10 protein-coding genes and 1 pseudogene are annotated in these 13,580 nt (G+C 74.6%); 5 read left to right on the forward strand and 6 right to left on the reverse strand.

Going from position 1 to position 13,580, the window contains the following annotated elements:
- Positions 1-4 precede the first annotated feature (4 nt).
- From OH807_RS10410 to chrA, 3 genes are all read right to left on the reverse strand, one after another.
- Entirely contained in the window at positions 5-910 is a 906-nt protein-coding gene (locus OH807_RS10410) for a class I SAM-dependent methyltransferase (RefSeq protein ID WP_406196724.1), read from the reverse strand.
- A gap of 34 nt (positions 911-944) precedes the next feature.
- Positions 945-1,904, reverse strand: a complete 960-nt coding sequence (locus OH807_RS10415; RefSeq protein ID WP_406196726.1) for an acyl-ACP desaturase — start codon at positions 1,902-1,904, stop codon at positions 945-947.
- Between the two features lie 223 nt (positions 1,905-2,127).
- Entirely contained in the window at positions 2,128-3,285 is a 1,158-nt protein-coding gene (gene chrA, locus OH807_RS10420; RefSeq protein WP_406196728.1) for a chromate efflux transporter, read from the reverse strand.
- Positions 3,286-3,459: 174 nt separating this feature from the next.
- Here chrA and OH807_RS10425 point away from each other — a divergent pair, with 174 nt between their 5' ends.
- Entirely contained in the window at positions 3,460-4,557 is a 1,098-nt protein-coding gene (locus OH807_RS10425) for a cation diffusion facilitator family transporter (RefSeq protein ID WP_406196730.1), read from the forward strand.
- Between the two features lie 167 nt (positions 4,558-4,724).
- Here OH807_RS10425 and OH807_RS10430 read toward each other — a convergent pair.
- Positions 4,725-4,883: pseudogene (locus tag OH807_RS10430) on the reverse strand (alpha-hydroxy-acid oxidizing protein); the annotation flags it as partial.
- Between the two features lie 121 nt (positions 4,884-5,004).
- On the opposite strand from OH807_RS10430, the gene OH807_RS10435 reads away from it, so the two are divergent.
- The gene (locus OH807_RS10435; RefSeq protein WP_406196733.1) at positions 5,005-5,940 is read left to right on the forward strand and encodes a 5'-3' exonuclease H3TH domain-containing protein; all 936 of its coding nucleotides are present in this window, start codon (positions 5,005-5,007) and stop codon (positions 5,938-5,940) included.
- 174 nt (positions 5,941-6,114) lie between these two features.
- On the opposite strand, the gene OH807_RS10440 is transcribed toward OH807_RS10435, so the two are convergent.
- A complete protein-coding gene (locus tag OH807_RS10440; RefSeq protein ID WP_406210870.1) occupies positions 6,115-8,970 on the reverse strand; it encodes a DEAD/DEAH box helicase in 2,856 nt (951 codons plus the stop codon).
- 278 nt (positions 8,971-9,248) lie between these two features.
- On the opposite strand from OH807_RS10440, the gene OH807_RS10445 reads away from it, so the two are divergent.
- The gene (locus OH807_RS10445; RefSeq protein ID WP_406196737.1) at positions 9,249-9,623 is read left to right on the forward strand and encodes a hypothetical protein; all 375 of its coding nucleotides are present in this window, start codon (positions 9,249-9,251) and stop codon (positions 9,621-9,623) included.
- Between the two features lie 29 nt (positions 9,624-9,652).
- Positions 9,653-10,000, forward strand: a complete 348-nt coding sequence (locus tag OH807_RS10450) for an ArsR/SmtB family transcription factor (RefSeq protein WP_406196740.1) — start codon at positions 9,653-9,655, stop codon at positions 9,998-10,000.
- Here OH807_RS10450 and OH807_RS10455 read toward each other — a convergent pair.
- Entirely contained in the window at positions 9,997-11,184 is a 1,188-nt protein-coding gene (locus OH807_RS10455) for an aminotransferase class V-fold PLP-dependent enzyme (RefSeq protein WP_406196742.1), read from the reverse strand. The two genes, OH807_RS10450 and OH807_RS10455, sit on opposite strands and share 4 nt — an antisense overlap.
- Positions 11,185-11,361: 177 nt before the next feature.
- On the opposite strand from OH807_RS10455, the gene OH807_RS10460 reads away from it, so the two are divergent.
- Entirely contained in the window at positions 11,362-13,428 is a 2,067-nt protein-coding gene (locus OH807_RS10460) for a prolyl oligopeptidase family serine peptidase (protein ID WP_406196744.1), read from the forward strand.
- Positions 13,429-13,580 lie beyond the last annotated feature (152 nt).

The raw sequence follows: 13,580 nt of genomic DNA on the forward strand, positions 1-13,580 counted from the left end.
GGCCTCAGACCGGCAGCCGCAGCGGCTCGTCACGCCGCACGAAGCCGATCCGGTACAGCGTGGCGGCGCCGCGCAGGAACGTCACCTCGGAGGCCCGCAGATACCGGCGGTAACGCCGGTAGGCGTCCTCGCCGACCAGCCGCTCGGCCTGCCCGCGGGCCCGCAGCAGCCGGGCCGACCAGGCCGCGAGGGTGCGGGCGTAGTCCTCGGCCGAGGTGTGCAGCACGGCCACCGAGAAGTACGGGTCGGCGGCCCCGACGATCTCGCTCAGCCGGGGCAGCCTGGCGTTCGGGAAGATGTCGCTGCCGACGAACTCGCCGACCGGGCCGCTCCCGTCGGCCACGCCGTCGTAGGCGATGCTCTGCAGGGACATCCGGCCGCCCGGGCGCAGCCAGCCGTGGCAGTGCTCGAAGTACTGGGCGTAGACGCCGAGCCGCTCGGCGCGGCTCATGCCGGCGGTGGCGAAGTGCTCGAAGGAGCCCACCGCGGCCACGCCGTCGTACCGCCGCTCGGGCCGGTGGTCCTCCCAGCTCTCCAGTCTGGCCTCGGCGCCGGGCAGGCCGAGCGCGGTGAGGTAGGCGTACTGGGCCCGGGAGACGGTGAGCCCGGTGACGGAGGCGGCGCGGCCCTCGGCGACGGCGTGGCGCATCAGCGCGCCCCAGCCGCAGCCCACGTCGAGCAGGCGGGCACCGGCGCCGTGGGCGGCGCCGAGGAGGTCCAGGTGGTGGTCCAGCTTGGCGCGCTGGGCGCGGTGGAGGCCGGTGGAGTCCGGTTCGTCCCGCGGGATGCCGTCCCACTTGGCCGCGGTGTAGGCGAGCGTCCCGTCGAGCCAGAGCTCGTAGAAGTCGTTGCCGAGGTCGTAGTGGAACTCGATGTCCGCGGCGCTGGTGCCGGTGGTGGTGATGGTCATGACGCTCCTCTGGTCGGCCGGGCGGGCTCGGGTGTCATGCGCCGGCGGGGGCGCCGGCGGCCCGGCGGGCGCGGACGGCGAGGGCCTGGGCGCGGCGCTCGACGAACCGGGCGGCGCGGGCGTCCAGCCGGGCCAGGTGGGCGGCGATCCGGTCGCGGGCCTGTTCGCCCGCCGGGCCAAGGCCGGTCAGTTCGGGGATCCGGAGGGCGCGCAGCAGTGGCAGCAGCACCTCGTCGTGGTGGACCCGCAGGTCGTAGACGCCGGCCACGGCGACCTCGGCCGCCATCCGGGCGAAGCCGGGCATGCCCTGACCGGGCATGGCGAAGTCGCGGACGGTGGCGTCGAGGACGACGAGGACGGCGTCCGGATCGACGTCCAGGGCGGCGCGCAGCAGCTCGCGGTAGAAGACCATGTGGAGGTTCTCGTCCTGTGCCACCCGGGCGAGCAGGCGTTCGCAGACCGGGTCGCCGCTGAGGCGTCCGGTGTTGCGGTGGCTCACCCGGGTGGCGAGCTCCTGCACGGCCGCGTAGCCGACCACGCCGAGCACGCCGTCCGGTTCCGGGACGCCGCCGGCGCCGACCTGCGCCATCCGGGCGCGCTCCAGGGCGACCGGGTCGACGGCGCGGGTGGCGTGCAGGTAGGCGCGGAGCGAGGCGGCGTGCCGGTCCTCCTCGGCGGTCCAGTGGTGCAGCCAGGCGCCCCAGGCGCCGTCGCGGGAGGTCCGGGAGCCGATCGTCCAGTGGTAGCCGGGCAGGTTGTCCTCGGTGAGCAGGTTGACCACCAGGGCGGAGCGCACGGCGGGGACGAGCGCGGACTGCCCGGGGTGCCAGGGCTCCCCGTCGAGCGGGCCGTCGAAGTCCCGGCCGAGGCTCCAGGGCACGTACTGGTGCGGGAACCACTCGCGCGCCGTGGCGAGGTGACGGTTCATCAAGTCTTCCGCCACCGGCTCCAGTTCGGCGAGCCAGTGGACGACCTCCACCGTTGCGGTCTTCACGGACGGTGATCATGGCGGGGCGGTGAGCGATCATGCAAACCCGCATCACCCGAACAGGCGAGGACCGCCACCCGCTTGACGCCGGTCCCACCCACTCGGCCCTGTCCGCCGGCCGACCGGTCCCGCCCGGCTCCGCCGGTCCCGCCCGGTCCCGACCTGTCCCGACCTGTCCCGCCCGGCTCCGCGGGAGCTGCCGCCGGACCGCCTCGACCGCCGGTGGGCGTCAGGCCACCGGGAGCCCGGCCACCGCGGCGAGCACACCGGCCGCGCCCGCCCCGAGCAGCGTCAGCACCACACCCTTGCGGGCCACGGCCAGCCGGAGCAGCGCCGCCGCCAGCACCACCCACTGCCAGCCGTGCCCGAGCGCGACGGCGAGCGGCACGGCCGAGCCCGCGATGGCGCCGATCACGGCCGGGCCGGCGCCGGTGAGGAAGTCCTGCACCCGGCGGTCGGCCCGCAGTCGGTCGAAGTGCCGGCCGCCGAGGATCACGAAGAGGAAGGAGGGCGCGAAGGCGACGGCCGCCGCCAGCAGCCCGCCACCGATCCCGGCGGCCGCGTAGCCCACCACGGCGACGGTGTGCACCACCGGGCCGGGGGTGACCTGCCCGAGGGCCACCGCGTTGAGGAACTGTCCGTCCGTCATCCAGTGGTAGCGGTGGACGGCGTCGTCCTGCATCAGCGGGATGATCACGAAGCCGCCCCCGTAGGAGAGCGCGCCCACCTTGAACGCCACCCAGGCCACCGCGCCGAGCCCGCCCAGCACGGGCAGCGCCGGCAGCGCGGCCGCCAGGGCGGCAGCGCCCGGCCGCCCGCGGCCGCGGGCCCGGACGGCGACCTCGGCCAGGCCGGCGGCGATCAGCACCAGCACCAGCCACGGCCCGGTGAGGACCGCCGCGCCCGCGCCCGCCAGCGCGTACCCGGCCCAGCAGGCCCGGGCCGACCGGCCCCGGCCCGCCCGGGCGAGGCTGCCGGGGATCAGCGAGGTCGCCGCCTGCACCGCGACCGCCGGGACGGCCGCACCGGCGCCCGCCGCCGCGCCGAGCACCCACAGCGGCGGGTCGCCGGCCAGGAAGAGCACCGAGAGGGCGAGGATCAGGACGAGCCCGGGTGCGACGAAGCAGACCCCGCCGACCAGCGCACCTGGGGCGCCGCGCAGCCGCCAGGCGGTGAACACGGCGAGCTGGGTGGAGGCCGGTCCGGGCAGCAGGTTGGTGGCGGCGATCCCGTCCTCGAACTCGTCCGGGCCCAACCACCCGCGCCGCTCCACGCAGAGCCTGCGCAGCAGCAGGATGTGCGCGGGCGGCCCGCCGAAGCCCAGCACCCCGATCCGCCCCCACTCACGGGCGATCGTGGCGAGGCCGACCCGTCCGGTCCGTTCCATGCTGCGTCTCCCCTGCTCAGTGGCGGCGCGACGATACCGGACGGGGGTTACGCCGCGGCAATGACAACGGTCTCCAGTGCAGCCTTTGGATCTTCGTTCGATCTGCGGTTCACTTCGGGTGCAGGGCAGGTGCACCCCCCACTGCTGTCCCCGTGCTTCCAGGAGAGGACTTCGATGGCCGGGCACGAGCATTCCCACGATGATCATGCGCATGACCTGAACGGCGGGCCCGGTGAGCACGACCACGCCCACAGCCACGGCCCCGGTCGCAGCCACGGGCACAGTCACGGTCACGGCCACGGCGGGCACTCGCACGGCGTGGCCGCCGACGCGGACCGCCGCTGGCTGCTGAGCGCCCTCGCCCTGATCGTGGTGTTCATGGCCGGCGAGGTCGTGGTCGGCTTCGCCGCCGAGTCGCTGGCGCTGATCTCCGACGCGGCGCACATGCTCACCGACGCCGCGTCGATCGTGCTCGCCCTGGTCGCGATGCGGCTGGCGGCGCGGCCGGCCCGCGGCGGGTACACCTACGGGCTGAAGCGCGCCGAGATCCTCTCCGCGCAGGCGAACGGCGTCACCCTGCTGGTGCTGTCGGCCTGGCTCGGCTACGAGGCCGTCACCCGGCTGCTCGACCCGCCGGAGGTCGCCGGCGGCCTGGTGCTGGTCACCGCGCTGGTCGGGATCGTGGTCAACCTGGCCGCCGCCTGGTGCATGTCCCGGGCCAACCGCAGCTCGCTGAACGTCGAGGGCGCCTTCCAGCACGTGGTCACCGACCTCTACGCGTTCATCGCCACCGCCGTGGCCGGCGCGGTCATGCTGGCCACCGGCTTCTCCCGGGCCGACGCCATCGCCTCGCTGATCGTGGTGGCGCTGATGCTGAAGGCCGGCATCGGCCTGGTCCGCGACTCCGGGCGGATCTTCCTGGAGGCCGCCCCGGCCGGCATCGACCCGGACACGGTCGCCGACCGGCTGGTCGCCCAGCCGCTGGTCGAGGAGATCCACGACCTGCACATCTGGGAGATCACCTCCAACCAGCCGGCCCTCTCCGCGCACATCCTGGTCACCCCGGGCGGCGACTGCCACGCCGTCCGCCGCGAGCTCCAGCGCAAGCTGGCCGGCGAGTACGGCATCACGCACAGCACGCTCCAGGTCGACCACGTCGGCGAGGACGAGGCGGGCGCGCTGCTCCAGATCACCACGCCGGGCGACCTCTCCCCCGAGCACTGCGCCGACGCGCACGGCCCCGTCCACCGGGCCGGGCCGCACGAACACTGAGCACGGGCCCGACCGCTGCCGCACGACGTCGCCGACAGCGCCGGGAGCCCGTTCGTCCGGGTGGGCGCCCCGGCTCGCCGGCCCCGCCCGGACGGCGAGGGTGGGCCCGACCGGAGGTCGTCGTCGGTCGAGCGGGAGGTGAGCGCCCGGGATGCGGGAAGAAGCCGGGTGTCGCCGAACTCCGCGGCGACGTCCTCCAGCGGGTCGACGGTCGGCGTCGACGCGACCATCGGCACGCCGCTGCGCGCCGCCGCGCGGGCCGTGGCCTGGTCACCGTGGCCGTCCTGGGCGCAGAGTCCGATCACCCCGACCGGCGCCGGCAGGAGCCGGGCGGGAACTGTCGCGGCGCACAGGAACGGCCCCGGCACCACACCCGCCCCGGCCCCCGCCCCGGCCCCGGCCCCGGGTCATCCGCGCGGACCCGGCGGAGTGTCCCCCTCGTACGGCATGATCGGAGGCGTGACCGCACCGCGACTGATGCTGCTCGACTCCGCGAGCCTCTACTTCCGCGCCTACTTCGGCGTCCCGGACTCCCTGCGCTCCCCGCAGGGCGAGCCGGTCAACGCCGTCCGGGGCCTGCTGGACTTCATCGCCCGGCTGGTCCACGACCACCGGCCCGACCAGCTCGTCGCCTGCATGGACGCCGACTGGCGGCCGCAGTGGCGGGTGGACCTCATCCCCTCCTACAAGACGCACCGCCTCGCCGAGGCCGCCGAGGACGGCGAGGAGGAGGTACCGGACACGCTCGCCCCGCAGGTACCGGTGATCGAGCAGGTGCTGGACGCGCTCGGCATCGCCCGGGTCGGCTCCCCCGGCTACGAGGCCGACGACGTGATCGGCACCCTCACCGCCCGCGCCACCGGCCCGGTCCAGATCGTCACGGGCGACCGGGACCTCTTCCAACTGGTGGACGACGCCCGGGAGATCACCGTGCTCTACCCCGTCAAGGGCATGGGCAACCTCCAGGTCACCGACGATGCCCTGCTGGTGGAGAAGTACGGCGTCAACGGCGCGCAGTACGCGGACATGGCCGCCCTGCGCGGAGACGCGAGCGACGGCCTGCCGGGCGTCAGGGGGATCGGCGAGAAGACGGCGGCGCAGCTGATCCACGAGTACGGTGACCTGGCCGGCATCCGGGCGGCCGCGCTCGACATCGGCTCGCGGCTCACCCCGGCCCGGCGCCGCAACCTGGTCGAGGGCTCGGCCTACCTGGACGTGGCCCCGACCGTCGTCCGGGTGGCCGCCGATGCGCCGCTGCCCGACTTCGACCCGGCGCTGCCCGCCGAGCCGCTGGACCCGATGACCCTGGAGGCGCTGGCCGCCCGGTGGGGGCTCGGCACCTCACTGGAGCGCGTGCTGGAGACGCTGGCCGCCGCCCGCTGACCGCAGCTCATTGCCCGCTGCCCGGAAGGGGCCCTTCGTCCGCGACGGGCCCCTTCGGCGTTTCCCGGCTGCCCCGGCACCCGAAGTGAATCCCGCCGACCGGGCCGGGGCAGCACGATGCCGGCCTTCGGGAGAAGTCCCGAAGGCCGGCATCACCGCGGACGAGAGCCGTGCTCAGCCCACCGAGGAGTACGCGATGATCCCCCGGCGCAGCCCGTCGACGGCCTTGCGGGCGGTCTTGCGCAGCTCGGCGTCCTCACCCGCCGCGTCCTGGATCTGGCCGAGCACGTCGATCAGCTGCTTCGTCCAGCGGACGAAGTCGCCGGCCGGCATCTCGGCCTCGCGCAGCACCTGGTCCAGGCTGTGGCCGAGCGCCCAGCGGTACGCGGCCCAGGCGAAGCCGAGGTCGGGCTCGCGCTGGCCGACGCCCTCGGCGGTGTTGATCCGGTGCTGCTCCTCCAGGGCGTCCAGGTGGCCCCAGATCCGGACCATCTGGCCGAGCGCCTCCTTCGCGTTGCCCTCGGGCACCTTGGGGGCGGCGGCGTCGTCGGACTGCCGGGACTCGTAGACCAGCGCCGAGGCGCAGGCGGCGAGCTCGGCGGCGGCCAGGTCGCGCCAGACGCCCTCGCGGATGCACTCGGAGGCGAGCAGGTCCAGCTCGCCGTAGAGCCGGCCGAGCCGCTTGCCGTCGTCGGTGACGGTGTCACCGCTGAGGTAGCCGAGGTCGGTGAGCAGGCCGCAGACCCGGTCGAAGGTGCGGGCGATGGTGTGGGTGCGGGAGCGCATCCGGCGCTCCAGCTGCTCGGTGTCGCGGTGCAGCCGGTGGTAGCGCTCGGACCAGCGGGCGTGGTCCTCGCGCTCGTCGCAGCCGTGGCACGGGTGCTGGCGCAGTACGGCGCGCAGCCGGGTGATCTCCGGGTCGTCGGCGGCGGCCGCGCGGCCCCGGCGGAACCGCTCGGGCTCCAGGTGGCCGGCCTTGGTGCGCAGCGCGGAGGCGAGGTCGCGCCGCGACTGCGGGCTGCGCGGGTTGAAGGACTTGGGGATGCGCAGCCGCTCGACGGCCGTGACCGGGTACGGGAAGTCGATCATCGCGAGCCGCTTGACCTGGCGCTCGGCGGTGAGCACCACCGGGCGCGGGCCGTCCTGGTAGTCCGGGTGACGGGTGGCGCCGCGCCCGTTGCGGCTGACCGGGGGCAGCCCGGGGTCGAGGACGAGGGCGAGGCCGGCGAACTTGCCGGTGGGGACGTGGATGACGTCGCCCGGCTTGAGCTGCTCGATGGCCTCGACGGCGGCGGCGCGGCGCTGGCCGCTGCCCTCGCGGGCCAGCTCGTTCTCCCGGTCCTTGAGCTCGCGGCGCAGGTTCATGTACTCGTCGAAGTCGCCGAGGTGGCAGGTCATCGACGCGCGGTAGCCCTCCAGCCCCTCCTCGTTGCGCTGGACCTGGCGGGCGATGCCGACCACCGCGCGGTCGGCCTGGAACTGCGCGAACGACGTCTCCAGCAGCTCGCGGGAGCGGTGCCGGCCGAACTGGGAGACGAGGTTCACGGCCATGTTGTAGGACGGCCGGAACGAGGACTTCAGCGGGTACGTCCGGGTGCCGGCCAGGCCGGCCAGCGCCTCCGGGTCGAGGCCGCGCTGCCAGAGCACCACGGCGTGGCCCTCGACGTCGATGCCGCGCCGCCCGGCCCGGCCGGTGAGCTGGGTGTACTCGCCGGGGGTGATGTCGGCGTGGGTCTCGCCGTTCCACTTGACCAGCTTCTCCATGACCACCGAGCGGGCGGGCATGTTGATGCCGAGCGCGAGGGTCTCGGTCGCGAAGACGGCCTTGACCAGGCCCTTCACGAAGAGCTCCTCGACCACCTCCTTGAACCGGGGCAGCATCCCCGCGTGGTGGGCGGCGATGCCGCGCTCCAGACCGTCCAGCCACTCGAAGTAGCCGAGGACGTGCAGGTCCTCGTCGGGGATGTCGGCGCAGCGCTCCTCGACGATGGCGCGGACGGTGGCGCGGTCCTCCTCCTTGTTGAGCCGCAGGCCGGAGGAGAGGCACTGCTGGACGGCGGCCTCGCAGCCGGCCCGGCTGAAGATGAAGGTGATCGCGGGCAGCAGGCCCTCGGCGTCCAGGCGGTCGATCACGTCGACCCGGCCCGGCGTCCAGACCCGGCCGGGGCGGCCGTTGGGCATGGAGCGGCCGCGGCCGCGGCCGAACTTGTCGCGCGGGTTGCGGTCCAGCTCGGAGCGGGCCAGCCGGACCAGCTCGGGGTTGACCGCCTTGGCCGGGTTGCGCGGGGCGTCCTTGGGGCGGCCGTCGCGGTCCGGGTTGGCGAACAGGTCGTACATCCGGTTGCCGGCCATCACGTGCTGCCAGAGCGGGACGGGCCTGGTCTCGGAGACGATCACCCGGGTGTTGCCGCGCACCGTGTCCAGCCAGTCGCCGAACTCCTCGGCGTTGGAGACGGTGGCCGAGAGCGAGACCAGGGTGACGGACTCGGGGAGGTGGATGATGACCTCCTCCCAGACGGCGCCGCGGAACCGGTCGGCGAGGTAGTGCACCTCGTCCATGACCACGTACCCGAGGCCGTTCAGGGTGCTGGAGCCCGCGTACAGCATGTTGCGCAGCACCTCGGTGGTCATCACCACCACGGGTGCGTCGCCGTTGACGGTGTTGTCACCGGTGAGCAGGCCGACCTTGGCGGCGCCGTAGCGCTTGACGAGGTCCCCGTACTTCTGGTTGGAGAGGGCCTTGATCGGCGTGGTGTAGAAGCACTTCCGCCCGCCCTGGAGGGCCAGGTGGACGGCGAACTCGCCGACGATGGTCTTGCCGGAGCCGGTGGGCGCGGCGACGAGCACGCCCTCGCCGTCCTCCAGGGCCCGGCAGGCCTCGATCTGGAAGTCGTCCAACGGGAAGTCGTAGAGCTGCTGGAAGCCGTACAGGGCGGTGGCCTGCTCCTTGGCCCGGCGGCGGAAGGCCGCGTACGCCTCGGCGGGGTTGAGCTCCCGGTCGTCGGGCTGCTCGGGCTGAGGGGTGTTCATCGCCGTCCGGGTGTGGTTGGTGTGATCTCGCATCTCAGCGAGAGGTTACCCGGGAGGACCGACATCGATAGCACCGTTTTTTGCGGCACCGGATCGGTTCTCTCTCACATCCATAGTTGCAAATGTCTTCAAGCAGCCACCAGACGATCAGGTAACGGTCGCTCCAGGGATGTATTCGAAAGTCTTCGATCATCCCCGCTGGAACGGCGCCGCGCTGCCTACATTCGGTTCCACAGCCACCACGCACGGGAGTCCCCCGGTTACAGGAGGAGAAGACGATGGCGAATCTGGAGACCGCGCTCAAGGAAGCCATGTCCATCGACGGCGCGATCGGCATCGCGCTGGTCGACTACGGCAGCGGCATGGCGCTCGGCTCGCTCGGCGACGGCGGCGAGCTGGACCTCAACGTCGCCGCCGCCGGCAACACCGACGTCGTCCGCGCGAAGATGCGGGCCATGGAGCTGCTCAACCTCCACGACAACGAGATCGAGGACATCCTGGTCAGCCTGACCAGCCAGTACCACCTGCTGCGGCCGCTCACCATGCCCAACGGCCGCGGGCTCTTCCTCTTCCTCGCGCTCAACCGCACCCGCTCCAACCTGGCGATGGCCCGGCACCAGCTGAAGCGGATCGAGCTCGCGCTGGAGATCTGAACGGACCGGGCGGCAAGGGAGGGAGCCCCGTGGGGGTCGCGCTGTACCAGGCCAAGGCCGAGTTCTTCCGCATGCTCGGCCACCCGATCCGGATCCGGGTGCTGGAACTGCTCCAGGCCGGACCGACGCCGGTCCGGGAGCTGCTGGCCGAGCTGGAGATCGAGCCGTCCAGCCTCTCCCAGCAGCTCGCCGTGCTGCGCCGGTCCGGCATCGTCACCGCCAGCCGCGAGGGCAGCACCGTGGTGTACGCGCTGGCCGGCGCCGAGGTGGCCGACCTGCTCCGGATCGCCCGGCGGATCCTCACCGGGCTGATCGACGACCGGAACGTGCTGCTCGCCGAACTGCGCGCGGGCTCCGGGCCGGACGCCCCCGGCTAGACCCGCAGACCGGCCCGCCCCAGCACCTGCGCCAGGCCCGCCGCCAGCACGCCGTACTCCTGCGGCCGGTTGTACAGCTGCGCGCTGAGCCGCAGCACCCCGCCGCCCGGCCACGGCCGCACCACCGTCCGGACGGCGTGCCGCCGCCACAGCTCCGCCATCACCGCCACCGCGGCCTCGTCGGTCGCACCCACGCCCGCGGGCAGGCGCAGCGCCCGCATCGGGACGCCCGGCGTGGCCGGCAGCGGCTCCAGGCCGAGGCGGTCGGCCAGCACCGCCGCACCGTGGGCCGCCAGCTGCTCGTTGTGCCGGCGCACCCGGGCGGGGCCGAGCCGGTGCAGCAGGTCGAAGCCGGCCGGGGCGGCCAGCCACGGCGTGCAGTCGTAGGTGCCGCGCCACTCGACGTTGGCCGGGAAGCCGCGGTGGTGCTCCCAGGAGACCATGAGCGGGCGGACTCGTGCCGCCCACTCGGGGCGCACCGCGAGCACGCCGGTGGCCCGCGGGGCGAAGGCCCACTTGTGCAGGTTGCCGAACCAGAAGTCGGCGTCCGGCTCGACCGGCGAGGCCAGCACCCCGGGAGCGTGGGCGCCGTCCACCACGGTGGTGACGCCGCGCTCGCGCAGCGCGGCCAGCAGCGCCGGGCCGGCGACCCGGCGGGCGGTCGGCGAGCTGAGCTGGTCGAGCACGGCGAGCACCGTACGGCCGCCGGCCGCGGCCAGCACGGCCGCCCGGACGGCCTCCTCGTCCGGGGCGGTCAGCGGCACCCGGACGGTGTGCACCTCGGCGCCGGCCTCCGCGGCGCGCCGGCGGACGGCCTCGGTGACGGCGCCGTAGCCGTGGTCGGTGACCAGGATCCGGTCACCGGGCGCGAGCGGGACGGTGTCCAGAGCGACCGAGACCGCCTCGGTGACGTTGGCGAGCAGGGCGAGGTGGGCCGGGTCGGTGCCGAGCTCGGCGGCCAGCCGGGCGCGGGCGGCGGCGACCCGGTGGGGCAGGTCGGCGAAGAAGCCGTCGGGGTCGAGCTCCTGCTCCGTCCGGAGCCGCTGCTGCTCCTGCTGCACGGGGACGGGCACCGCGCCGTAGGAGCCGTGGTTCAGGTGGACCACCGCGCGGTCCAGCGTGAACAGTTCCCCGGTGCCGGGCAGCGGCGCCGGGGGTTCGGCGGTCCGCAGGTCCTCGCTCACTTCGCCTCCACGGGCGGGTCGGTGGTGGGTGCCGGAGGTGATCCGGCACGTGGGTGCCGGGGGTGATCCGGCACGTGGGTGCCGGGGGTGATCCGGCACGATGATGCCATAGTGATGTGTGACATTTCACATGTCGTACCACTGGTCCGCAACCGTCGGCGCGGAGAACATCGGGCGGTGACCATCACCGACCCCTACCTCTCCCTCAGCGCCCGCACGGGCCGCTTCGCCTTCGGCGCCCCGCGGTCGATCGTCCTCAGCCAGGAGGGCGACCGACTGCTGCTGCTCCGCTCCACCGGCCCCGAGGACCAGGTCGACCGGCTCCACCTGCTCGACCTGGCCACCGGCGAGGAGCGCCTCCTCGCCTCCCCCACCGACCTCGCCCCCGGCCGCACCGGCGCCCCGGCCGACCTCCCCGCCACCGAGCGCCGGCTGCGCGAGCGGATCCGGCTCACCGCCGCCGGCATCGGCTCCTTCGCCGCCACCGCCGACCTCTCCGTCGCCGTGTTCACCCTCGACGGCCGGCTCTTCCGCGCCGACGCCGGCACCGGCGAGTGCGCCGAACTCCACACCGCCGGACCCGCCTTCGACCCGCGACCGGACGCCACCGGCGGACGCACGGCGTACGTCGCGGACGACACCCTGTACGTCACCCCCGCCACCGAACCGCTCAGCCCCGCCGACGGCGCCCGCTGGGGCGTCGCCGAGTTCGCCGCCGCCGAGGAGCTGGGCCGCTCCCGCGGCCACTGGTGGCGCCCGGACGGCGGCGCCCTGCTGGCCGCCCGGGTCGACGAATCCGCCCTGCCCCGCCGGTACTTCGCCGACCCCGCCCGCCCGGGCGAGCAGCCGGAGGACTTCGCCTACCCGCAGGCCGGCGGCCCCAACGCCGACGTCCAGCTCTGGGTCCTCGGCCTGGACGGCGGCCGGACCAGGCTCCGCTGGGACGCCGTGCAGTTCCCCTACCTCTGCGCCGCCGAGTGGTCCGGCTCCGACGAGGTGCTGCTCACCGTCGCCGACCGGCTGCAGCAGCACGTCCTGCTGCTCTCCGCCGACCCCGCCACCGGCGAGTCCACCGAACTCTCGCGCACCAGCGACGAGTTCTGGGTCGACGACCTGCCCGGGACGCCGGCCCGGCTGGACGACGGCCGGCTGCTCACCGTGCACGACACCCCCGAGGCGCGCGGCCTCGCCGTGGACGGCAAACCGCTGGACACCACCGGCCTGCAGATCCGCCGGGTGGTCGGCCGGCTGCGCGGCCGGCTGCTCTGCGAGACCGGCGAGGGCGACCCGTTCGACCAGCACGTCCACCTGGTCGACCCGGACGGCGGCCCCGCCGAACGGCTCAGCCCCGGCCCTGGCGTGCACTCCGCGCTCGCCGCGGGAGACACCCTGCTGCTCACCTCCGCCGGACCGGACGGCGTCCGCCGGATCGTCCACCGCGCCGGGGGCGAGCGCCTCCTCACCGACCGCTCCGCCGCGCTGCCCCACCGGGTGCGTCCGCGGCTCGCCCGGGTGACCGAACGCGGCCTGCCGACCGCCGTGGTGTACCCGCGCGGCCACGTGCCCGGCCGCCGGCTGCCCGTCCTGCTGGACGTCTACGGCGGGCCCGGCTACCAGGCCGTCGCCAACGAGCCCCGCCGCTGGCAGCTCAAGCAGTGGTGGGCCGACCAGGGCTACGCGGTGGTCACCACCGACAACGGCGGCACCCCGTTCGTCAGCCCCGCCTTCAGCCGGACGATCTTCCGCCGGTTCTCCCAGGTGGCGCTGGACGACCAGATCGCCGCCCTGCGGGCCCTCGCCGCCGACCACCCCGACCTCGACCAGGGCCGGGTCGGCGTCCGCGGCTGGTCCTACGGCGGGTACTTCGCCGCGCTCGCCGTGCTGCGCCGCCCCGACGTCTTCCACGCCGCCTGCGCGGGTGCGCCGCCCACCGACTTCCGCGCCTACGACACCGCGTACACCGAGCGCTACCTCGGCCTGCCGCAGCAGAACCCCGAGGGGTACGCCGCGGACTCGCTGATCGCCGACGCCCCCTCACTCACCCGGCCGCTGCTGCTGATCCACGGCCTGGCCGACGACAACGTCCACCCCTCGCACACCCTGCTGCTCTCCCAGGCGCTCACCCGGGCGGGCCGCCCGCACAGCGTGCTGCCGCTGCCCGGCGTCACCCACATGACCCCGGGCGGCGTCCAGGAGCAGGTGGCCCAGGCCGAACTCGCCTTCCTGCGGACCTCCCTGGGGTGATCCGCCGCGGCCGCCCGACCCGGCCCGTCCGTCCACTTCCTCCCCGCCCCGATCCGTCGCGGCCCGTCCGTTGTGGCGGGCCCGGCCGGCTGCCACACTCCCGCTGGGATCACCGCCCGGCCCGGGCGGCGGACCTGACGGGGAGGAAGTGG

Source organism: Kitasatospora sp. NBC_01560, from assembly GCF_045208415.1.
In the GTDB taxonomy this organism is placed as follows: domain Bacteria; phylum Actinomycetota; class Actinomycetes; order Streptomycetales; family Streptomycetaceae; genus Kitasatospora.

Coding starts and splice junctions, on each gene's coding strand:
- OH807_RS10410 (WP_406196724.1), bottom strand. CDS start 910: ATGACCATCACCACCACCGGCACCAGCGCCGCGGACATCGAGTTCCAC.
- chrA (WP_406196728.1), bottom strand. CDS start 3,285: ATGGAACGGACCGGACGGGTCGGCCTCGCCACGATCGCCCGTGAGTGG.
- OH807_RS10425 (WP_406196730.1), top strand. CDS start 3,460: ATGGCCGGGCACGAGCATTCCCACGATGATCATGCGCATGACCTGAAC.
- OH807_RS10435 (WP_406196733.1), top strand. CDS start 5,005: ATGATCGGAGGCGTGACCGCACCGCGACTGATGCTGCTCGACTCCGCG.
- OH807_RS10440 (WP_406210870.1), bottom strand. CDS start 8,970: ATGAACACCCCTCAGCCCGAGCAGCCCGACGACCGGGAGCTCAACCCC.
- OH807_RS10445 (WP_406196737.1), top strand. CDS start 9,249: ATGGCGAATCTGGAGACCGCGCTCAAGGAAGCCATGTCCATCGACGGC.